Origin of the sequence: Streptomyces sp. NPDC001568, from assembly GCF_042893755.1 — a bacterium.
Classification (GTDB): Bacteria; Actinomycetota; Actinomycetes; order Streptomycetales; family Streptomycetaceae; genus Streptomyces.
Genome location: NZ_JBIAVF010000014.1, coordinates 218,923 through 240,257 on the forward strand (window position 1 = coordinate 218,923; position 21,335 = coordinate 240,257).

Below are 21,335 nucleotides of genomic sequence, written 5' to 3' on the forward strand. Positions count from 1 at the left end.
GAAGGGCACCCCCCATGAGCACGCAGCCGCGCGGCCCCGTCGACTCCTCCCGCATCCCGCGCTACGCGGGCCCCGCGACCTTCGCCCGGCTGCCCCGCCTCGACGAGGTCGGCGGCAAGGCGGACGTGGCCGTCGTCGGCGTGCCCTTCGACTCCGGTGTCTCCTACCGCCCCGGCGCCCGCTTCGGCGGCAACGCCATCCGCGAGGCCTCCCGCCTGCTGCGCCCCTACAACCCGGCCCAGGACGCCTCCCCGTTCGCCCTCGCCCAGGTCGCGGACGCCGGCGACATCGCCTGCAACCCGTTCAACATCAACGAGGCCGTCGAGACGGTCGAGGCCGCAGCCGACGAGCTCATCGGCAACGGCTCCCGCCTGATGACCCTCGGCGGCGACCACACCATCGCCCTGCCCCTGCTGCGCTCCGTCGCGAAGAAGCACGGCCCGGTCGCGCTCCTCCACTTCGACGCGCACCTCGACACCTGGGACACCTACTTCGGCGCCGAGTACACCCACGGCACCCCGTTCCGCCGCGCCGTCGAGGAAGGCATCCTCGACACCGAGGCCCTCTCCCACGTCGGCACCCGCGGCCCGCTGTACGGCAAGCAGGACCTCGACGACGACGCCAAGATGGGCTTCGGCATCGTCACCTCCGCCGACGTCTACCGCCGCGGCGCCGACGAGGTCGCCGACCAGCTGCGCCAGCGCATCGGCGACCGTCCGCTGTACATCTCCATCGACATCGACGTGCTCGACCCGGCCCACGCGCCCGGCACCGGCACCCCCGAGGCGGGCGGCATGACCTCCCGCGAGCTGCTGGAGATCATCCGCGGCCTGTCGTCCTGCAACCTCGTTTCCGCCGACGTCGTCGAGGTCGCCCCGGCGTACGATCACGCCGAGATCACCTCGGTCGCGGCCTCGCACACCGCGTACGAGCTCACCACGATCATGAGCCGTCAGATCGCGCAGGCGAAGGGCAAGTAAGCACAGTGACGCACGACCACGACCTGGTACTCCGACCCACCGAGGCCCAGACGGCGGCCGCCCTCGCGCCGCCGCCCGGCCGCACCGGCGGGGACCTGGTCGTGGAAACGCTGCACTCGCTCGGCGCCCACACCGTGTTCGGGCTGCCGGGCCAGCACGCGCTGGCCCTCTTCGACGCCGTCGGCCGGTCGAGCCTGCGCCTCGTCGGCCTGCGCACGGAGAACAACGCGGGTTTCGCCGCCGACGCCTACGGCCGGATCACCGGCGAGGCCGTCCCGCTCCTGCTCTCCACCGGCCCGGGCGCCCTGATGGCGCTGCCCGCGCTGGCGGAGGCGGCGGCCGCCTCGGCGCCCGTCCTCGCGATCTCCTCCCAGGTCCCGACCCCGGGCCTCGGCGGCGGCCGGCGCGGCCACCTGCACGAGCTGCGGGACCAGGCAGCCTCCTTCCGCGAGGTCGTCAAGTCGGTGCACACCGCCCGCACCCCCTCGCAGATCCCCTCGGTGATCGCCGAGGCCTGGGAGTCGGCCCTGACGGCCCCCTTCGGGCCGGTCTGGGTCGAGATCCCCGAGGACGTACTGCGCGCCCCGACGCTGATCCCGCAGGTCACCGGGATGGACGCGACCCCGCACGAACTCGCGCCGCGCCCCGAGCTGACGGCGGTGGCCGCGCACTGGCTGGCGAACGCCTCCCGTCCGGTGATCATCGCGGGCGGCGGAGTGGTCCGCGCCGACGCCGCCGGCAAGCTCAAGCAGCTCGCCGAGCGGCTGAACGCGCCCGTCGTCACCACCTTCGGCGGCAAGGGCGCCTTCCCGTGGACGCACCCGCTGTCCCTCCAGTCCTGGCTGGAGGACCGGCACATGACGGACTTCCTGGAGGACGCCGACGTCCTGCTGGTGGTCGGCTCGGGCCTCGGCGAACTCTCCTCGAACTACCACACGTTCTTCCCGACGGGCCGGGTCGTCCAGATCGAGGCCGACCTCGGCAAGCTGGAGTCCAACCACGCGGCCCTCGGCATCCACGCCGACGCCCGCCTCGCCCTCCAGGCCCTGCTGGAGACGGTCCCCGAACGCGAGGACCCCGGCGCGCCCGAGCGGGTCCGCCTGCTGCTCGCCGACATCGCGGTCCGCCTCGCCGGCCAGGACGTCGCGCTGGAGCAGGGCCTCCTGAGCTCGATCCGCGCCGCCCTGCCGGCCCGCTCCCCGTCGCTCTGGGACATGACGATGCTGTCCTACTGGGCCTGGTCCGCCTTCGACGCCAAGCACCCCAACACGATGCACTCGGCCCAGGGCGCCGGCGGCCTCGGCTACGCCTTCCCCGCGGCCCTCGGCGCGGCCCTCGCGGAGCCCGGCACCCCGGTCCTGGCCGTCTCGGGCGACGGCGGCGCCATGTACTCGATCGCGGAACTGGCCACGGCCCGCCAGCACGACCTCGACGTCACCTGGCTCATCGTGGACGACGGCGGCTACGGCATCCTGCGCGAGTACATGACCGACGCCTACGGCACGCCGACCGGCACCGAACTCACCCGCCCCGACTTCGTCGCCCTGGCGGGCTCCTTCGGCGTCCCGGCCGCCACCACCACCCCCGAGACCCTCCGCGAGGACCTCGCCAAGGCCCTCGCCACACCGGGCCCCTCGGTCCTGGTCCTCCCGACCACCCTGAAGATGTTCGCCCCGACGCACCTGTGATCCCGTTGCCGCGCGGGTCACCGACCGGCCCGCGCGCCGCGCCCTTCCCCCTTCCCCCGCCCGCCGGGCCACGCCCTGGTTCCGGCCCCGCCCCGCGCCGACCGGCGTACGCCCCGCCCTTGCGCCGACCGGCGTAACGCCCCGCTCGCGGCGTCCGGACACCGGTGCGATTGTTGCGGCGGGATGAAATCCGCCGGTCGGCGCGTTGGGGGAGGCGGCAGGACAGCAGCGACGGGGAGGCACCACGTGACGGCGGGACAGACGGCGGCCGGCGGCAAACAGGGCTGGGGCAGGCGACTGACGGCCTACACCTGGCGGTACAGGACCAACGTCCTGCTCGCTCTCGGATCCTCACTGGCCGGCATGGCCGTCATGGCCCTCGTGCCGCTGGTCACCAAGGTCATCATCGACGACGTCGTCGGCGACAAGTCCCGCGAGATGGCCCCCTGGGCCGGCATCTTCATAGCCGCGGCCGTCCTCGTGTACGTCCTCACCTACATCCGCAGGTACTACGGCGGCCGGCTCGCCCTGGACGTGCAGCACGACCTGCGCACGGACATGTACGAGACCATCTCCCGCCTCGACGGCCGCCGCCAGGACGAACTGTCCACCGGCCAGGTCGTCGGCCGGGCCACCAGCGACCTCCAGCTGATCCAGGGCCTGCTCTTCATGCTCCCGATGACCATCGGGAACTTCCTGCTCTTCGGGATATCCCTCGGGATCATGCTGTGGCTCTCGCCGCTGCTGACCCTCGTCGCGCTCCTCATGGCGCCCGCCCTCTGGTTCATCGCCAAGCGCAGCCGCAAGAAGCTCTTCCCCGCCACCTGGTACGCCCAGGGCCAGGCCGCAGCCGTCGCCTCCGTCGTCGACGGCGCCGTGACCGGCGTCCGCGTCGTCAAGGGCTTCGGCCAGGAGGACCAGGAGACCGGCAAGCTGCGCGCCGCCGGGCGCCGGCTGTTCGGCGGCCGGATGCGGTCCATCCGCCTCAACTCGCGCTACACCCCCGCGCTCCAGGCCGTCCCCGCGCTCGCCCAGGTCGCCATGCTCGCCCTCGGCGGCTGGATGGCCACCGAGGGCCGCGTCACCCTCGGCACCTTCGTCGCGTTCTCGACGTACCTCGCCCAGCTCGTCGGCCCCGTCCGCATGCTCGCCATGGTGCTCACCGTCGCCCAGCAGGCCCGCGCCGGCGCCGAGCGCGTCTTCGAGCTCATCGACACCGAGCCCGTCATCCGCGAGGGCGAGCGCGAACTGCCCGCCGACGCGCCCGCCACCGTCGAGTTCGACGACGTCCGCTTCGGGTACGACCCCGACCGGCCCGTCCTCGACGGGTTCTCCCTCACCGTCGCGGAGGGTGAGACCGTCGCCGTCGTCGGCGCCTCCGGCAGCGGCAAGTCCACCGTCTCGCTGCTCCTGCCGCGCTTCTACGACCCCGACGGGGGCACCGTCCGGGTCGGCGGCCACGACGTGCGGGACCTAATGTACGACTCCCTGCGCGCCGCCATCGGGCTCGTCCCCGAGGACTCCTTCCTGTTCTCCGACACCATCCGCGCGAACATCGCCTACGGACGCCCCGACGCCGCCGAGGAGGAGATCCGCGCCGCCGCCCGCGCCGCCCAGGCCGAGGGCTTCATCGAGGCCCTGCCCGCCGGCTACGACACCACGGTCGGCGAACAGGGACTCACCCTCTCCGGCGGCCAGCGCCAGCGCATCGCCCTCGCCCGCGCCCTCCTCACCGACCCCCGGCTGCTGCTCCTCGACGACGCCACCTCCGCCGTCGACGCCCGCGTCGAGCACGAGATCCACGAGGCGCTGCGGTCCGTCATGGCCGGCCGCACCACCCTGCTCATCGCCCACCGCCGCTCCACCCTCGCGCTCGCGGACCGGATCGCCGTCCTGGACCGGGGCCGGCTCGCCGACATCGGCACCCACGAGGAACTGGAACGCCGCTCGGCCCTGTACCGCAGGCTGCTGACCGACCCCGACGCCCTCGGGGCCGGCTCCCCCCGCACCCCCGACGCGCCGTCCGCCGCCGAGTTCGAACACGGCGCCGACCGGGACCTGGAACGGGACCTCGAACTCGAAGCCGAGATCGACTCCGAACCGGTCAACGCCAAGCGCCGGGTCAGCGACGGGGTCACCCCCGAGCTGTGGCGCCGCCAGGAGGACGACAGGGCCGGCGCCGCCCCGGCCGCCGCCACGGGAGCGCCCCGTGCGCCCGGCGCCGGCCACTCGATGGCCGGAGCCGTCGCCGGGATGCCCGCGACCCCCGAACTGCTCGCCCAGGTGGCCGCGCTGCCGCCCGCCGACGACCGGCCCGAGGTGGACGAGAGCGTCGCCGCCTCCGCCGAGGACAGCTACGGCCTGCGCCGGCTGCTCCGCGGCTTCTGGGCGCCGCTCGCCATCAGCCTCGGCCTGGTCGCCCTCGACGCGGGCTCCGGACTGCTGCTGCCCGTACTGATCCGGCACGGCATCGACCAGGGCGTCGAACAGGCCGCCCTCGGCGCGGTGTGGGTGGCCGCCGGGCTCGCCCTCGTCCTCGTCCTCGGCCAGTGGGTCGCGCAGTTCGCCGAGACCCGGATGACCGGGCGCACCGGCGAGCGGGTGCTGTACTCGCTGCGCGTCAAGATCTTCGCCCAGCTCCAGCGGCTCGGCCTCGACTACTACGAGCGCGAGCTCACCGGCAAGATCATGACGCGGATGACCACCGACGTGGACGCCCTGTCGACGTTCCTCCAGACCGGCCTGGTCACCGCCGTCGTCTCCGTCCTGACCTTCTTCGGAATCCTCGTCGCCCTGCTCGTCCTCGACGTCGAACTCGCCCTGCTGGTCTTCGCGACGCTGCCCCTGCTGGTCGTCGCCACCATCGTGTTCCGCCGCAAGTCGGTCGCCGCCTACGAACTCGCCCGTGACCGGGTCGGCACGGTCAACGCCGACCTCCAGGAGTCCGTCGCGGGCCTGCGCCTGGTCCAGGCGTTCCGCCGGCAGGGGACCGGCGCCGCCCGGTTCGCCGAGCGCAGCGAGGCGTACCGCGAGGCACGGGTGCGCGGCCAGTGGCTGATCTCCGTGTACTTCCCCTTCGTGCAGTTGTTGTCCTCGGGCGCGGCCGCCGCCGTGCTGATCGTCGGCGCGGGCCGGGTCGACGCGGCGACGCTGACCACCGGCGCGCTCGTCGCGTACCTGCTCTACATCGACCTGTTCTTCGCCCCCGTCCAGCAGCTCTCCCAGGTCTTCGACGGCTACCAGCAGGCGACCGTCTCGCTCCGCCGGATCCAGGACCTGCTGCGCGAGCCCACCAGCACGCCGCGCCCCGCCGCACCCCGCGCGGTGCGGGAGTTGCGCGGCGAGATCGCCTTCGAGGACGTGCGCTTCCAGTACGGAACCGCCGAGGAGCGCGGGGAGAAGGGCGAGGCCCTGGCCGGCATCACCCTGCGGATCCCGGCGGGGCAGACCGTCGCCTTCGTCGGCGAGACGGGCGCCGGGAAGTCCACCCTGGTCAAGATGGTGGCCCGGTTCTACGACCCGACCTCCGGCCGGGTCACCGCCGACGGCGCGGACCTGAAGGAGTTGGACCTGACGGAGTACCGCCACCGGCTCGGGGTCGTCCCCCAGGAGTCGTACCTCTTCCCGGGGACGGTCCGGGACGCCATCGCCTACGGACGGCCCGAGGCCTCCGACGCCGAGGTGGAGGCGGCGGCCCGCGCGGTCGGCGCCCACGACATGATCGCCACGCTCGACGGCGGCTACCTGCACACCGTCGCGGAACGGGGCCGCAACCTCTCGGCGGGCCAGCGCCAGCTGATCGCCCTGGCCCGGGCCGAGCTCGTCGACCCGGACGTACTGCTCCTCGACGAGGCCACCGCGGCCCTCGACCTGGCCACCGAGGCCCAGGTCAACCAGGCGACCGACCGGCTCGCGGGCAAGCGCACCACGCTGGTCGTCGCGCACCGGCTGACGACCGCCGCCCGCGCCGACCGGGTCGTGGTCATGGACCGGGGGCAGGTCGTCGAGGACGGCAGTCACGCCGAACTGCTGGCCCGCGGAGGCCGCTACGCGCAGCTGTGGCGGACCTTCGTCGGGGAGGACGAGCGGGCGACGGCCGCCTGACCCCGCCCCGCCCTCCGCGTACCGGCGGGGGACGTCCCGGGTATCAGAGCTCGCCGAAGAGCAGGTTGCCCGGGGCGTCCTCGTCGTCACCGGTGTAGTACTCGCGTACGGAGACGAGGAGTTCGTCCACCGACAGGTACCCGTCGTGGTTCTTGTCGATCCGCGCGAAGAGCGCCTCCGCGTCGGCGAGCTCCAGCTTCGTGTCGAAGGCCAGCTGCGCCTTGTGGAACTCCTCGGGGCTGATCCGCCCGTCGCCGTTGGTGTCGACGACCGTGAGGATCGCCCGCGCCAGCGGCCGGAAGGACTTGTCGTAGGCGGGACCGCCGTCCTTGTACAGCCGCGTCATACCCTCCGCGTACTCCTGGGGGGTGAGCTTGCCGTCGCGGTCGACGTCGAGTTCGGCGAAGAGGTCCACCCAGAAGTCGGTCAGTCCCCGGAACACCTCGTCGGCCTTGGGGGAGTCGGACGGCTCCTCCATCGCGGCGATCAGCCGGGTCCCCAGCGCGATCACGTCCTGCGCGTCGATGACGCCGTTGCCGTTGTCGTCGAAGTGCGCGAAGGCGCGCTCCAGCTTGCGGTCCAGGAGGTCGTTCGTCATGTCGGATGCCTTTCACGGCTACGGTGGGCGGTTGTCCGGTCGCCTAGCGTAATGTCCGCGTCGATCGTGAACTCCCCCTCCCCGGCTGGGAAGTTGTGGATGCACTCGTACGAGGTAGCGGCGCCGGCCCGGGCCGCGGCGGGGCGCCGCCCCGGGCGGCGCGGAGGGGCCGTGACTCCGTTGTGCCGTGCAACCATCCGGCGGGCCCGGACGTCGTACGTGCGTACGTGTTACGTACGACGGATCGGGGGGCGAGGATGTTGAAGCGGTGGAAGGGGCTGGGCAGGCGGCGGGCCGTGTCGGTCGGGGTGTTCGGGGCGGCGCTCTGGCTCGGCGTCGGAGGCGTGTTCGCGGCGCCTCCCGCGCAGGCCGCGACCGGCGGCTGCCCGGGCCGGCTCGTCAGGACGCTGCCGCTGTCCACGGGCGAGGTGCGCGTGTACAAGAGCCGGACCCAGGCCTGCGCGGTGACGGTCGCCGCGCGGCCCGGCGAGCGGCGGTGGATGGCGGTGGTCGTCCAGCCGCGGGGCGGCGCCCCCGTGCGCGACGCGGGGCAATTCACCCGGTTCGCGGGTCCCGTCGTGGTCGGCGCGGTCAACCGGTGCGTCCACGTGACGGGGAGCGTGGCGGCCGAATCCGTCGCATCCGGCTGGATCCTGTGCTGACGTAGGGCCCAACCACTACTGTTCACGGGCGTGTTGACCCCGCTAGGTTCACGGCGACCAGTGTGAACCAAGGGGAGGGTGAATGCGCAAGACGCTCGGATGGCTGCTGTCGCTCGTGGTGCTCATCGGCACCATGGGTGCGGCCGGCGCCACGGCACAGGCGGCCACAGCCGCGGGGCCGGCCGCCGCCACGGACATCAAGGACCGGATCCTCGGCATCCCGGGGATGAGCCTGATAGAGGAGAAGCCGTACCCCGGGTACCGCTTCTTCGTACTGAACTACGAGCAGCCGGTCGACCACCGGCAGCCGTGGAAGGGCACCTTCAAGCAGCGCATGACCCTGCTGCACAAGGACGTCTCCCGCCCCACGGTGTTCTTCACCTCGGGCTACAACGTCAACACCAACCCGCGCCGGAGTGAGCCGACGACCATCGTCGACGGCAACCAGGTCTCCCTGGAGTATCGATTCTTCACGCCCTCCCGGCCCGACCCGGCCAACTGGGCGAAGCTGGACATCTGGCAGGCCGCCAGCGACCAGCACCGCATCTTCACCGCGCTGAAGAAGATCTACAACAAGAACTGGCTGTCCACCGGAGGCAGCAAGGGCGGCATGACCGCGACGTACTACGAGCGCTTCTACCCGCGTGACATGGACGGCGTCGTCGCGTACGTCGCGCCCAACGACGTCGTCAACAACGAGGACTCGGCGTACGACCGGTTCTTCGCCAAGGTCGGCACCAAGGAATGCCGCGACCGGCTGAACGCCGTCCAGCGCGAGGCACTCGTGCGCCGCGCCCCGCTGGAGGCCAAGTTCGCCACCGCCGCGGCCGAGAACGGCTGGACCTTCACCACCGTCGGCAACCTCGACAAGGCGTACGAGGCCGTCGTCCTCGACTACGTGTGGGCGTTCTGGCAGTACAGCCTGCTCGCCGACTGCTCCTCCATCCCCACGGCCGCCACCGCGAGCGACCAGGAGATCTGGGACACCATCGACGCGATCTCCGGCTTCTCGGCCTACGCCGACCAGGGACTGCAGACGTACACGCCGTACTACTACCAGGCGGGTACGCAGCTCGGCTCGCCCGACATCAAGCAGCCCCACCTCAAGGGACTGAGCCGCTACGGCTACCAGCCGCCGCGCGAGTTCGTGCCCCGTGACATCCCGATGACCTTCCAGTCGGGGGCCATGGCGGACATCGACGGGTGGGTCCGCGACAACGCCCACCAGATGCTCTTCGTCTACGGGCAGAACGACCCGTGGGGCGCCGAGCCGTTCCGCCTCGGGTACAAGGCGCGCGACAGCCACGTCATGATCGCGCCGGGCGCCAACCACGGCGCCAACGTGGCCCAGTTGCAGGAGGGCGAGAAGGCCCTCGCCACGGCGAAGATCCTCCAGTGGGCCGGGGTGGCACCCGCCGCCGCGCTCGCCGACTCCGCGAAGGCGGCGCCGCTGGCGGCCGCCGACGCGCAGCTCGACCGGCAGGACCTGGAGCGCGAGCCGCAGCTGCGGCCGTAACCGCCGATCAGGGGGCCACGGGCGGGTAGGACAGCCCGTGGCCCAGCGGGTAGCGGCCCGGCACCGGGACCGGAAGACGGCCGACCGGCCGCCGGACCCCGGTGATCACCCGGGCCGCCGCCCGCAGTTCCACGTCCGTCCAGGAGTACGTCGCCAGCTCCGCGGCGCAGGCCGGCAGCCGCGCCGGGTCGTACGGGTTGCGGACCGCCACCAGCACCACCGGAACCCCGGTGGCGACCAGCTCCGCCACCAGCGTCCGCTGCGGACTCTCCCCCTCGGGGACGTTGTACGTGCACACGAGCACCGCCGCGTGCCCCGCGGCGGCGGCCACAGCCCGGTCCGCGGGCACCGGGGCGGCCCGGCAGCCCAGCGCCTCCAACTCCCGAGCCAGGACCGTCGTAGGGGGTCCCGTCGTACCGGTGGGGGAGACGGGCTCGGCCCCGGTCACCAACAGTCGGGGACGGACGGTCGCGTCCAGCGGCAGCAGCCCCCGCGGATTGGCCAGCAGGGTCGTCGTGGCGGCCGCGATCTCGTCGGCGGCGGCCAGGTTCGCCGCCGTGCCGACCTCCGGGTCCGCCGACCCGACCGCACCGGCCGACTCCTCGAACAAGCCGCGGCGGGCCTTGAGTTCCAGGATCCGCAGTACCGACTCCGTGATCCGCTCCCGCGAGAGCTCGCCCGACTCCACCGCCGCCAGCACGCCGCGCTGCGCGAGCCCGAGGTCCGGCGCGTTCAGCAGCTGGTCGCACCCCGCCTTGAGCGCCAGCACCGGGACCCGTTCGTCCCCGTACTTCTGCCGGACCCCGGCCATGTCGAGGGCGTCGGTCACCACCACCCCACGAAAGCCCAGGCGTTCGCGCAGCATGCCGGTGACGATGGGACGGGAGAGGGTCGCCGGGTCCCCCGAGGGATCCAGCGCGGGGAAGACGATGTGCGCCGTCATCACGCAGTCCACACCCGCCTCCACCACCGCCCGGAACGGCGGCTCGTCCAACTCCTCCCACCGGGCGCGCGAGTGTCGCATCACCGGCAGCCCGACGTGGCTGTCGGTCTCGGTGTCGCCGTGGCCCGGGAAGTGCTTGGCCGTGGCGGCCACTCCGGCGCTCTGGTAGCCGCGCACCTGGGCGGCGGCCAGCGCCGCCGCCGCGTGCGGATCGGAACCGAAGGACCGTACGCCGATCACCGGGTTGGCCGGGTTCACGTTCACGTCGGCCACCGGGGCGTAGTCCTGCCGGATCCCCATCGCGGCCAACTCGGCGCCCGCGATGCGCGCCGCCCGACGGGCGTCGGCCGTGGAGCCGCCCGCGCCCAGCGCCATCGCCCCCGGGAACAGGGTCACCGGCTTGCCGATCCGGGCCACCGCGCCGTGCTCCTGGTCGACGGACAGCATCAGCGGGATCCCGGACCCGGAGCCGCGCGCCGCCCGCTGGAGGCCGTCGGACAGTTCGGCGATCTGCCCGGGGGAGCGCGTGTTGTGGGCCCAGGCGAAGTAGACGACCCCGCCCAGGTGGTAGCGCGCGACCAGCTCGGCGGCGCTGCGCACCCCGAACTGCGCCAGGTTCTGCTCGGCGTCCGCCGGCTCGGGATCGGTGGCCGAGTGCCCGTACACCCGGGACACGAAGAGCTGCCCGACCTGCTCCGCCAGGCTCATCCCCGCCACCAGGGCCCGCAGCCGCGCCCGGTCGGGATGACGGCCCGGCGGCTCCTCGGGGGAGCGGGAGTCATCGGGCGCGGAGTGGGACCCCGCGGCGGCGGAGGCCATTCCGGCGGCGGCGACGGTGGCCAGGGCGGCGGCGAGCAGGGTCCGGCGGGACGCGTGGTTCGGCACCCGCCGGACCCTACTGCCGGGCCGCGCCCACGGCCCCGGGGACACTCGGGAGGTCCCCCGGAAGTGGGCCCGCCACCGCCGGCCAGTGCTCCCGCAGGGTCCGGACCGTCTCGGTGATCGCCGGCCGGCGGGCCGCCCCCGTCCGCCACAAGGCGTACAACCTGCGTACGGGGCCCGGCTCCAGCGGCACGGCCACCGCCCCCGGCGGCAGCGCCCCGGTCCCCAGTCGCGGCACCACCGCGACCCCGAGGCCGGCCGCGACGAGGGCGACGATGGTGTGATTCTCCTCCGCCACATGGGCGATCTCCGGCTCGAACCCGACCGTCCGCAGGGTGCGCACCAGCCAGTCGTGACACACCCGCCCGGGCGGCTGGCACACCCACCGCAGTCCGCCGAGGTCCTCGCGGCGCACCACCCGCCGCGAGGTGAAGGGGTGTCCGGCCGGGACCACCAGATCGCAGAGGTCGTGCCCGATCACCGCGTGCTCCACGCCCTCCGGGGCGGGCAACGGGGAAATGTCCCAGTCGTGCGCCACCGCCAGGTCGGTGACCCCCCGGGCCACCAGGTCCACCGACAGGTGGGGGTCGACCTCCGTCATCCGGACGTCCAGCGCCGGATGCCGGCGGGCCAGGTCGGCCAGTACCCCCGGCAGTAGTCCGCGCGCCGCCGAGGCGAAGGCCGCCACCGTCAGCAGCCCGCCCGGCAGGCCGCGCCGCTCCTCCAGGGTGGTCTCGGCCCGCTCGACGATCGTCAGCAACTCCCGGGCTGTGTCGGCCAGGTGCCGGGCCTCCTCGGTGAGCGCGACCCCGCGTCCGCGCCGCTCCAGCAGCGTCGTACGGGTCTCCCGCTCCAACTTGGCGATCTGCTGCGAGACCGCGGACGGGGTGTAGCCCAGCGCGGCCGCCGCGCCCGCGACCGAACCGTGGACGGAGACGGCGTGCAGGGCGCGCAGCCGGGACAGGTCGAGCATGCACCGATCGTAAGCGTTGCTTCATCCATTCCGGAAGAGATCCGCGCTGGTGCTACATGGTCGGGCCGTCGATGCTCGAAGCATGCGTCCCGTACACACCGCACTCGCCGTGGTCGTCGCCGCCGTCTGGGGCTTCAACTTCGTCGTCATCGAGATCGGCCTCGGCCACTTCCCGCCGCTGCTCCTGTCCGCGCTGCGCTTCCTGGTCGCGGCGCTGCCCGCCGTGTTCTTCGTCGGCCGGCCCAAGGTCGCCTGGAAGTGGATCCTCGGCGTCGGGGCCGCCCTCGGCATCGCCAAGTTCGGACTGCTGTTCACGGGCATGGCCGCCGGGATGCCGGCCGGACTGTCCTCCCTCGTGCTCCAGGTCCAGGCCGTCTTCACCGCCGCCCTCGCCGGGCTCGTCCTGCGCGAACGGCCCGGCCGGGTCCGGCTGCTGGGCATGGCCGTGGCACTGGCCGGCATCGCGGTCGCCGCCGTGGACCGGGGCCTGTCCGGATCCGGGCTCGGCTTCGCCCTGGTCGTCGCCGCCGCCGCCTGCTGGGGCGTCTCCAACGTCCTGACGCGCAAGGCCGCCCCGCCCGACGCCATGAACTTCATGGTGTGGGTGTGCACCGTCCCGGTCCTGCCGCTGATCGCCCTGTCCCTGCTGATCGAAGGGCCCGAACGGGACCTGGCCGCGCTGCGGGCCCTCGACTGGTCCGGGGTCGCCGTCATCGTCTACGTCGCCTGGGTGTCCACGGTGTTCGGCTTCGGGGCCTGGAGCTACCTGCTGCGCCGCTACCCGGCCTCGTCCGTGGCCCCGTTCTCGCTGCTGGTCCCGGTGTTCGGGATGTCCTCGGCCGCGCTCGTGCTCGGCGAGGGGATCTCCGGAACCCGCTGGCTGGCCGCCGTGCTCCTCGTCGGCGGCGTCGGCCTCACCTCACTGGCCCCCGCGCGGCGCCCGAACCGTACAGGGGTCGGTTCGGGCGTCAGCGCGGGGAGCCCTCCTGTAGTGGCAGCCGCCAGTCCTGCCCGGTCAGGCTGACCCCGTACGAGCGGTGCGGGTGCTCGGCGACCAGCGTGAAACCGGCCCGCTCGTAGAGCGAACGGGCCTCGCGCAGCACGTCGTTGGTCCACAGGACCAGCTCGCGGTAGCCGACCGATCGGGCGAATGCCACGACGGTGTCCACGAGCAGGCCGCCGATGCCGAGGCCGCGCCCGGCGGGCTCCACCAGGAGCAGCCGCAGCCGGGCGGTGCCCGGCGAGCCCTCGTCGCGCACGCACATCACCGAGCCCACCGGACGGCCGTCGTGCTCGGCGATCCAGACCCGCTCCACGTACGGGTCGTGGTCCTCGGCGAAGTCCGCGACGATCCGGGCCACCAGCCCCTCGAACTCCTGGTTCCAGCCGTACTCGGCCGCGTAGAGCGCGCCGTGCCGCTGCACGATCCAGCCCAGTTCCCCGGGCTCCGGATCCCTGAGCCGTACCTGTGCGCCGGAGGTCTCCATGGCGCCCGAGGATAGCGCGCGCCCCGACGCCGGGGGACGGGTCCGGGACGCGGAGGTGCCCGGCCGCAGAGGACCGGGCACCCTTTGCTCCGTACGGGTTGCGCCCCCGGTGGGAGAGGGGCGGCCGCTCCCGTACGGGCTACTTCTTGCCGCCGCCCAGGATCTGCCCCAGCAGGTCCCCGAGACCCCCGCCGCCCGCCGCGCCGGGCGCCGCGCCCGGCGATGGGGCGCCACCGGCCGGGGCGCCACCGGCCGTCGCCCCGCCCGCGCCCTTGCCGGCGGACGCGCGCTTGGCGAGGACGGCCAGCAGCACGGGGATCAGCATCTCGATGACCCGGCTGATGGTGGGCGCGGGGATGCCGGTCTTCTTCGACACGGCGTTGGCCACGGGCTTGCTCACCTTGGCGAGCACCCCGGCCATCATCCCGCCGCTCAGCAGGCCGCCCATGCCGCCGCCGAGCGTGGCCACGCCCTGGAGCGGCGGCTCGGCCACCTCCGCGAAGGCCTGGCGCACCTCCACCCCGTCGTCGTCATCGGCGTCGGCCTTCTGTCGGAGGTCGCCCGTCAGGGCGCCGACGGTCTCGGAGACGGTTGCGCGGGCGCCGCCGACGTCCGTGCCGAGCACCCCGGCGATCTCCTGAAGCCTGTCGTCGCCGAGTTCGCCCAGCACGTCGTCCTGGAAGGAAGATTCGCTCATGCCGGAAACGCTACTTGTGCGGTGATTCGGTGGCACCTCGGACGGCCTCCGGGAGCCCCTTGAGTAATGGAAAGGTAAAGCTCCGCTTTCCGGTGCAACCCTGCGCGCGGATCGCGGGTCGTATGGTGCGTCGGGACTTTCGGGAGGGGATCCGGGGGGATCGGGAAGTCCGACGAGGGAGGGGTAACCGTGAGGGGGTCCGGCCGCGAGGCCGGCCCCCCTTTCGTTTGTCCCCTCCGTCCGCCGAGCCCCGCGCCGGACCCGTTCGTCTTCGTCCACACCCCCCGGCGCACTGTCGGCGCCGGACGGTAGCGTCGTGCCATGACAACCAACGGGGCGGTGCAGGCGGCGGTGGTCGAGGGGGTGTTGGAGCGCATCACCTACGCCAATGAGGAGAGCGGGTACACGGTCGCCCGGGTCGACACGGGCCGCGGCTCCGGGGACCTGCTGACCGTCGTCGGGTCCCTCCTCGGCGCGCAGCCCGGCGAATCCCTGCGCATGGAGGGTCGTTGGGGCTCGCACCCCCAGTACGGCAAGCAGTTCAGCGTCGACAACTACTCGACGATCCTCCCGGCCACCATCCAGGGCATCCGCCGCTACCTCGGCTCCGGCCTCATCAAGGGCATCGGCCCCAAGATCGCCGACCGGATCGTGGAGCACTTCGGCACCGACACCCTCGACGTCATCGAGGCGGAGCCCAAGCGCCTCATCGAGGTGCCCGGCCTCGGCCCGAAGCGGACGAAGCTGATCGGCGCCGCCTGGGAGGAGCAGAAGGCCATCAAGGAGGTCATGGTCTTCCTCCAGGGAGTCGGCGTCTCCACCTCCATCGCGGTGCGCATCTACAAGAAGTACGGCGACGCCTCCATCTCGGTCGTGAAGAACCAGCCCTACCGGCTCGCCGCCGACGTGTGGGGCATCGGCTTCCTCACCGCCGACCGGATCGCCCAGGCCGTCGGCATCCCGCACGACAGCCCCGAGCGGGTCAAGGCCGGGCTCCAGTACGCCCTGTCCCAGTCGACCGACCAGGGCCACTGCTTCCTGCCCGAGGAACGGCTCATCGCCGACGGCGTCAAACTCCTCCAGGTCGACACCGGACTGGTCATCGACTGCCTCGCCGAGCTCGCCGCCGATCCGGAGGGCGTCGTGCGCGAACCCGTGCCCGACCCGCAGGGCGGCCCGCCGATCACCGCGGTCTACCTCGTCCCCTTCCACCGCGCCGAACTCTCGCTCGTCGGCCAGGTCCGCCGGCTGCTGAACGCCGAAGAGGACCGGATGCCGGCCTTCCGGGACGTGGACTGGGAGAAGGCCCTCGGCTGGCTGGCCGGCCGCACCGGGGCCTCCCTGGCCCCCGAGCAGCGGGACGCCGTACGTCTCGCCCTGACCCGCCGGGTCGCCGTCCTCACCGGCGGGCCCGGCTGCGGCAAGTCCTTCACGGTGCGCTCCATCGTCGAGCTGGCCCGGGCCAAGAAGGCCAAGGTGGTGCTCGCCGCCCCCACCGGCCGGGCGGCGAAGCGGCTGTCCGAGCTCACGGGGGCCGAGGCGTCCACCGTGCACCGGCTGTTGGAGCTGAAGCCGGGCGCCGACGCGGCCTACGACCGGGACCGGCCCTTGGACGCCGATCTCGTCGTGGTGGACGAGGCCTCGATGCTGGATCTCCTCCTCGCCAACAAGCTGGTCAAGGCGGTGGCCCCGGGCGCGCACCTGCTGCTCGTCGGCGACGTCGACCAGCTGCCGTCGGTCGGCGCCGGCGAGGTGCTGCGGGACCTGCTGGCCGAGGGCGGACCGGTCCCGGCCGTCCGGCTGACCAGGATCTTCCGTCAGGCCCAGCAGTCCGGGGTGGTCACCAACGCGCACCGCATCAACACGGGCCTGCCGCCCCTGACCGACAACCTGCCCGACTTCTTCCTCTTCCCCGAGGAGGACACCGAGGCGGCCGGAATCCTCACGGTCGACGTGGCCGCACGACGAATTCCGGCCAGATTCGGGCTCGACCCCCGCCGGGACATCCAGGTCCTCGCCCCGATGCACCGCGGCCCCGCCGGCGCCGGGAACCTCAACGGCCTGCTCCAGCAGGCCATCACGCCGGCCCGGCCGAACCTGCCCGAGAAGCGGTTCGGCGGCCGGGTCTTCCGGGTGGGGGACAAGGTGACCCAGATCCGGAACAACTACGAGAAGGGCGCCAACGGCGTCTTCAACGGCACGGTCGGCGTGGTCACCGACCTGGACCTGGACGAACAGCGCCTGACGGTCCGTACGGAGGAGGACGAGGAGGTCGTATACGAGTTCGCCGAACTCGACGAGCTCGCCCACGCCTACGCGGTCACCATCCACCGCTCCCAGGGGAGTGAATATCCGGCCGTCGTGATCCCGGTCACCACCGGCGCCTGGATGATGCTCCAGCGGAACCTGCTCTACACGGCCGTGACCAGGGCGAAGAAACTGGTCGTCCTGGTCGGGTCACGCAAGGCCCTCGGCCAGGCGGTGCGTACCGTTTCGGCTGGCAGGAGGTACACGGCGGTGGCATCCAGACTGTCCGGCCGGATACCGGTGGGAAACATCACCTAAATGATCGATCATCTGGGGTTCCCCGGCCGGTGCGGAGGGGGCAGGATGTTCAGGTTGGCGGCACTCAGTGCCGTCAAAAGGACCAAAGGCCGACCCCGAGTGCACTCTCCTGCGCCAAATGGGGGAAGGTAGAGGCAGTCAGGGCACCTCGAAGAAGAGGCACTACGTCGGTGAGGGATGACGTGAGCGACAACTCTGTAGTACTCCGGTACGCGGACGGTGAATACACCTACCCGGTGGTCGAGAGCACCGTCGGTGACCAGGGCTTCGACATCGCGAAGCTGCGGGCCCAGACCGGGCTCGTCACTCTGGACAGTGGCTACGGCAACACCGCCGCCTACAAGTCCGCGATTACCTATCTCGACGGCGAGCAGGGGATCCTGCGTTACCGCGGGTACCCGATCGAGCAGCTGGCCGAGCGTTCGACCTTCATCGAGGTCGCCTACCTGCTGATCAACGGGGAGCTGCCGACCGTCGACCAGCTCGCGTCGTTCCGCAACGAGATCACCCAGCACACGCTGCTGCACGAGGACGTGAAGCGCTTCTACGACGGCTTCCCGCGTGACGCGCACCCGATGGCGATGCTGTCCTCGGTGGTCAGCGCGCTGTCCACGTTCTACCAGGACAGCCACAACCCCTTCGACGACCAGCAGCGCCACCTCTCGACGATCCGGTTGCTGGCCAAGCTCCCGACGATCGCGGCGTACGCGTACAAGAAGTCGGTCGGCCACCCGGTGGTCTACCCGCGCAACGACCTCGGCTACGTCGAGAACTTCCTGCGCATGACCTTCTCCGTGCCGGCCCAGGAGTACGACCTGGACCCGGTCGTGGTCTCGGCGCTCGACAAGCTGCTGATCCTGCACGCGGACCACGAGCAGAACTGCTCGACCTCCACCGTGCGTCTGGTCGGGTCCTCGCAGGCGAACATGTTCGCCTCGATCTCCGCCGGCATCTCGGCCCTGTGGGGTCCGCTGCACGGTGGCGCCAACCAGTCCGTCCTGGAGATGCTGGAAGGCATCAAGCAGGACGGCGGCGACGTCGACGCCTTCATCCGCAAGGTGAAGAACAAGGAAGACGGCGTCCGCCTCATGGGCTTCGGGCACCGCGTCTACAAGAGCTTCGACCCCCGGGCGAAGATCATCAAGGCGGCGGCCCACGACGTCCTCTCGGCGCTCGGCAAGAGCGACGAGCTGCTGGACATCGCGCTCAAGCTGGAAGAGCACGCGCTGGCCGACGAGTACTTCGTCGAGCGCAACCTCTACCCGAACGTGGACTTCTACACCGGCCTGATCTACCGGGCCATGGGCTTCCCGACCGAGATGTTCACCGTGCTCTTCGCGATCGGCCGGCTTCCCGGCTGGATCGCCCAGTGGCACGAGATGATCAAGGAGCCCGGCTCCCGCATCGGCCGCCCGCGCCAGATCTACACCGGCGAGGTCCTGCGCGACTTCGTCCCGGTCGAGGCCCGCTGACACCGGACCTCACGGCGGTCACGCCGCCGCGGTCAGCCGCGGCGGCAGCTCTGCGAAAAGCGCCCCGCCGTCGATCCCCCCACGGGTCGACGGTCGGGGCGCTTCCCATTCCCCGGATGCGGACTCCCCCCACGGGACCCGCGCCGGGGCGTCTGTGTGCCGGGACCCGTTCGGATCGGGAAGGCCGCTCAAGGCTCCCGCGGGCACGTGCCCCGGCCGGCTGATGCCCGGACGTCCCCCAAGACCTCCGTCAAACGTCCCCCAAGACGTTTTTGGCATCGCCCCATTAGACCCGTGGCGACCCCGGATGGTTACGTTGTCATCACTGTGATCTGCGTCTCCCGTGAAGGAGATGTGGAGGACCGGGGGAGGTGATCCTCCGCGTGATCGCCCCGGCGGTACCTCGGGCGGTCCCTCAGCGGAAGGACCGCAGCCGCAGGCTGTTGGTGACGACGAAGACCGAGGAGAAGGCCATCGCCGCCCCCGCGATCATCGGGTTGAGCAGGCCCGCGGCGGCCAGCGGCAGCGCCGCCACGTTGTAGCCGAAGGCCCAGAACAGGTTGCCCTTGATGGTGGTGAGGGTCCGGCGGGAGAGCCGGATGGCGTCGGCGGCCACCCGCAGGTCGCCGCGTACGAGGGTCAGGTCCGCGGCCTCGATGGCCGCGTCGGTGCCGGTGCCCATGGCCAGCCCCAGGTCCGCCCGGGCCAACGCCGCCGCGTCGTTGACGCCGTCGCCGACCATGGCGACCGTCCGGCCCTCGGCCTGGAGGCGCCGTACGACCTCCACCTTGTCCTGCGGGAGCACCTCGGCGATCACCTCCTCGATGCCCACCTCCCGGGCCACGCTCTCGGCGACGGCCCGGTTGTCGCCGGTCAGCAGGACCGGCGTGAGGCCGAGTGCCCGCAGCCGGGACACCGCCTCGGCGCTGGTCTCCTTGACGGCGTCGGCGACCACGAGCACCCCGCGCGCCTCGCCGTCCCAGGCGACCAGCACGGCGGTGCCGCCCTCGGCCTCGGCCGCGGCCTTGGCCCGGGCGAGCCTTGCGGGCAGACCGACGGACCGCTCGGCGAGCAGCCGCTCCCGCCCGACGAGCACCCCGCGGCCGTCGACGACGCCGCTGACACCGAGCCCGGCCAGGTTCTCGAAGGCCTCCGGTACCGGCAGCGCGCCCTCGCCCCCGCCGGTCCGCTCGACGGCCCCCGCCGTGATCGCGCGCGCCACCGGGTGCTCGGAGGCGTGCTCCAGCGCGCCCGCGAGCCGCAGCAGTTCCTTCTCGTCGACGCCCTCGGCCACGTGCACCGCGGACAGGGCCATGCGGCCGGTGGTGACGGTGCCGGTCTTGTCCAGGACGACGGTGTCGACCCGACGGGTGGACTCCAGCACCTCCGGCCCCTTGATCAGGATCCCGAGCTGCGCGCCCCGGCCGGTGCCGACCATCAGCGCGGTCGGCGTGGCCAGCCCCAGGGCGCACGGGCAGGCGATGATCAGGACGGCCACGGCGGCGGTGAAGGCGGCCGTCGCATCGTCGGTGATCAGCAGCCAGGTCACCCAGGTGCCCAGCGCGAGCAGCAGGACGACCGGCACGAACACCGCGGAGATCCGGTCGGCGAGGCGCTGCACCTCTGCCTTGCCGTTCTGCGCGTCCTCGACCATCTTGGCCATCCGGGCGAGCTGGGTGTCGGCCCCGACGCGGGACGCCTCCACCACGATGCGTCCGGAGGTGTTGACGGTGGCGCCGGTGACGGGGTCGCCGACGGAGACCTCCACGGGCACGGACTCGCCGGTCAGCATGGAGGCGTCCACGGCGGAACCGCCCTCGACGACCGTCCCGTCGGTGGCGATCTTCTCCCCGGGCCGGACCACGAACCGGTCGCCCACGGCGAGCGCGCCCACCGCGACCATCACCTCCCGGCCCCCGCGCAGTACCGCCACCTCCTTGGCGCCCAGTTCCAGCAGCGCCCGCAGGGCCGCGCCCGCCTTCCGCTTGGAGCGGGCCTCCAGGTAGCGGCCGAGCAGGATGAAGGTGATGACGCCCGCCGCGACCTCCAGGTACAGGGCGGAGGAGCCGTCCGTGCGCGTGACGGTGCCCCCCTGAACCGCGAAGAGGGCGAAGCCGTGCCGCATGCCGGGCATGCCCGCGTGTCCGAAGAACAGGGCCCACAGCGACCAGGCGTAGGCGGCCAGGGTGCCGACCGAGACCAGGGTGTCCATGGTGGCGGCGCCGTGCCGGGCGTTGGTCCATGCGGCCCGGTGGAAGGGCAGGCCGCCCCAGACGACCACGGGGGAGGCGAGGGTGAGCGAGAGCCACTGCCAGTTGTCGAACTGGAGGGCCGGGACCATCGAGAGCAGGACGACGGGCAGCGCCAGGGTCGCGGACACCAGCAGCCGTTGCCGCAGCGCGGCCGATTCGGGGTCGCCCACCGGAGCGGCGGCCTCCGCCTCGACCTCGGGAGCCGGCGGCGGGGGTTCCTCGGCGGTGTAGCCGGTCTTCACGACGGTCGCGATGAGGTCGGCGACGCGTACGTCACCCGCGTACGAGACCCGGGCCTTCTCGGTGGCGTAGTTCACCGTGGCGGTGACCCCGTTCATCCGGTTCAGCTTCTTCTCGATGCGGGCCGCGCACGAGGCGCAGGTCATCCCGCCGATCCTCAGCTCGACCTCGGCCGCACCGGCCACCGCTATGGGTCCGTCGTGCACCGTGCTGCTGCTCATGTCCGGCTCCAGGGGGAGGGCCGGGCCGTACGGGACCGGTATGAGCCGGCCGGCA

Annotated in this window: 13 protein-coding genes and 1 pseudogene; 8 read left to right on the top strand and 6 right to left on the bottom strand. The window is 72.5% G+C overall.

The features are described from left to right. Positions 1-14: 14 nt before the first annotated feature. From speB to ACFY0I_RS26110, 3 genes are all read left to right on the top strand, one after another. The gene (gene speB / locus ACFY0I_RS26100; RefSeq protein WP_281210177.1) at positions 15-980 is read left to right on the top strand and encodes an agmatinase; all 966 of its coding nucleotides are present in this window, start codon (positions 15-17) and stop codon (positions 978-980) included. A gap of 5 nt (positions 981-985) precedes the next feature. Continuing rightward, positions 986-2,668: a thiamine pyrophosphate-binding protein gene (locus ACFY0I_RS26105; RefSeq protein WP_388900351.1), complete on the top strand. Its 1,683-nt coding sequence runs from the start codon at positions 986-988 to the stop codon at positions 2,666-2,668. A gap of 183 nt (positions 2,669-2,851) precedes the next feature. Then, entirely contained in the window at positions 2,852-6,772 is a 3,921-nt protein-coding gene (locus ACFY0I_RS26110; RefSeq protein WP_388900354.1) for an ABC transporter ATP-binding protein, read from the top strand. A gap of 43 nt (positions 6,773-6,815) precedes the next feature. Here ACFY0I_RS26110 and ACFY0I_RS26115 read toward each other — a convergent pair whose 3' ends face one another. Then, a complete protein-coding gene (locus tag ACFY0I_RS26115) occupies positions 6,816-7,370 on the bottom strand; it encodes an EF-hand domain-containing protein (RefSeq protein ID WP_388900357.1) in 555 nt (184 codons plus the stop codon). Positions 7,371-7,627: 257 nt separating this feature from the next. Between ACFY0I_RS26115 and ACFY0I_RS26120 the strand changes: the two genes are divergently transcribed. Together ACFY0I_RS26120 and ACFY0I_RS26125 are read left to right on the top strand one after the other, a co-directional pair. Beyond that, positions 7,628-8,032 carry a hypothetical protein gene (locus ACFY0I_RS26120; RefSeq protein ID WP_388900359.1) on the top strand — a complete coding sequence of 135 codons (405 nt, stop codon included), beginning with the start codon at positions 7,628-7,630 and terminating at the stop codon, positions 8,030-8,032. A gap of 82 nt (positions 8,033-8,114) precedes the next feature. After that, positions 8,115-9,548, top strand: coding sequence for a S28 family serine protease (locus ACFY0I_RS26125; RefSeq protein WP_388900362.1), 1,434 nt, complete (start codon positions 8,115-8,117; stop codon positions 9,546-9,548). Positions 9,549-9,555: 7 nt separating this feature from the next. Here the strand turns inward: ACFY0I_RS26125 and ACFY0I_RS26130 are convergent, their stop codons facing one another. Both ACFY0I_RS26130 and ACFY0I_RS26135 read right to left on the bottom strand, forming a co-directional pair. Beyond that, complete coding sequence (locus tag ACFY0I_RS26130; RefSeq protein WP_388900368.1) at positions 9,556-11,376, bottom strand: glycoside hydrolase family 3 N-terminal domain-containing protein; 1,821 nt, start codon at positions 11,374-11,376, stop codon at positions 9,556-9,558. Between the two features lie 10 nt (positions 11,377-11,386). After that, positions 11,387-12,346 carry a LysR substrate-binding domain-containing protein gene (locus ACFY0I_RS26135; protein ID WP_388900370.1) on the bottom strand — a complete coding sequence of 320 codons (960 nt, stop codon included), beginning with the start codon at positions 12,344-12,346 and terminating at the stop codon, positions 11,387-11,389. Positions 12,347-12,428: 82 nt separating this feature from the next. On the opposite strand from ACFY0I_RS26135, the gene ACFY0I_RS26140 reads away from it, so the two are divergent. Continuing rightward, entirely contained in the window at positions 12,429-13,370 is a 942-nt protein-coding gene (locus ACFY0I_RS26140) for an EamA family transporter (protein ID WP_388900373.1), read from the top strand. On the opposite strand, the pseudogene ACFY0I_RS26145 reads toward ACFY0I_RS26140, so the two are convergent. Together ACFY0I_RS26145 and ACFY0I_RS26150 are read right to left on the bottom strand one after the other, a co-directional pair. Further along, positions 13,315-13,812, bottom strand: a pseudogene (locus ACFY0I_RS26145) (GNAT family N-acetyltransferase); the annotation flags it as partial. The gene ACFY0I_RS26140 and the pseudogene ACFY0I_RS26145 overlap by 56 nt on opposite strands. Positions 13,813-13,972: 160 nt before the next feature. After that, on the bottom strand, positions 13,973-14,530 hold the full coding sequence (locus ACFY0I_RS26150) for a DUF937 domain-containing protein (RefSeq protein WP_388900376.1): 558 nt from the start codon (positions 14,528-14,530) through the stop codon (positions 13,973-13,975). Positions 14,531-14,851: 321 nt separating this feature from the next. Between ACFY0I_RS26150 and ACFY0I_RS26155 the strand changes: the two genes are divergently transcribed. Together ACFY0I_RS26155 and ACFY0I_RS26160 are read left to right on the top strand one after the other, a co-directional pair. Continuing rightward, positions 14,852-17,095 (top strand): ATP-dependent RecD-like DNA helicase, encoded by a 2,244-nt coding sequence (locus ACFY0I_RS26155; protein ID WP_388900379.1) that lies wholly within the window; start codon positions 14,852-14,854, stop codon positions 17,093-17,095. Positions 17,096-17,277: 182 nt separating this feature from the next. Further along, the gene (locus ACFY0I_RS26160) at positions 17,278-18,567 is read left to right on the top strand and encodes a citrate synthase (RefSeq protein ID WP_384000711.1); all 1,290 of its coding nucleotides are present in this window, start codon (positions 17,278-17,280) and stop codon (positions 18,565-18,567) included. A gap of 415 nt (positions 18,568-18,982) precedes the next feature. Here ACFY0I_RS26160 and ACFY0I_RS26165 read toward each other — a convergent pair whose 3' ends face one another. Then, positions 18,983-21,280 (bottom strand): heavy metal translocating P-type ATPase, encoded by a 2,298-nt coding sequence (locus ACFY0I_RS26165; protein WP_388900383.1) that lies wholly within the window; start codon positions 21,278-21,280, stop codon positions 18,983-18,985. Between the last annotated feature and the right edge of the window lie 55 nt (positions 21,281-21,335).

What these genes read in the sequence shown, in the direction of transcription:
- speB (WP_281210177.1), top strand. Translation starts at nt 15, where the DNA reads ATGAGCACGCAGCCGCGCGGCCCCGTCGACTCCTCCCGCATCCCGCGC.
- ACFY0I_RS26110 (WP_388900354.1), top strand. Translation starts at nt 2,852, where the DNA reads ATGAAATCCGCCGGTCGGCGCGTTGGGGGAGGCGGCAGGACAGCAGCG.
- ACFY0I_RS26115 (WP_388900357.1), bottom strand. Translation starts at nt 7,370, where the DNA reads ATGACGAACGACCTCCTGGACCGCAAGCTGGAGCGCGCCTTCGCGCAC.
- ACFY0I_RS26120 (WP_388900359.1), top strand. Translation starts at nt 7,628, where the DNA reads ATGTTGAAGCGGTGGAAGGGGCTGGGCAGGCGGCGGGCCGTGTCGGTC.
- ACFY0I_RS26125 (WP_388900362.1), top strand. Translation starts at nt 8,115, where the DNA reads ATGCGCAAGACGCTCGGATGGCTGCTGTCGCTCGTGGTGCTCATCGGC.
- ACFY0I_RS26135 (WP_388900370.1), bottom strand. Translation starts at nt 12,346, where the DNA reads ATGCTCGACCTGTCCCGGCTGCGCGCCCTGCACGCCGTCTCCGTCCAC.
- ACFY0I_RS26140 (WP_388900373.1), top strand. Translation starts at nt 12,429, where the DNA reads ATGCGTCCCGTACACACCGCACTCGCCGTGGTCGTCGCCGCCGTCTGG.
- ACFY0I_RS26150 (WP_388900376.1), bottom strand. Translation starts at nt 14,530, where the DNA reads ATGAGCGAATCTTCCTTCCAGGACGACGTGCTGGGCGAACTCGGCGAC.
- ACFY0I_RS26155 (WP_388900379.1), top strand. Translation starts at nt 14,852, where the DNA reads ATGACAACCAACGGGGCGGTGCAGGCGGCGGTGGTCGAGGGGGTGTTG.
- ACFY0I_RS26165 (WP_388900383.1), bottom strand. Translation starts at nt 21,280, where the DNA reads ATGAGCAGCAGCACGGTGCACGACGGACCCATAGCGGTGGCCGGTGCG.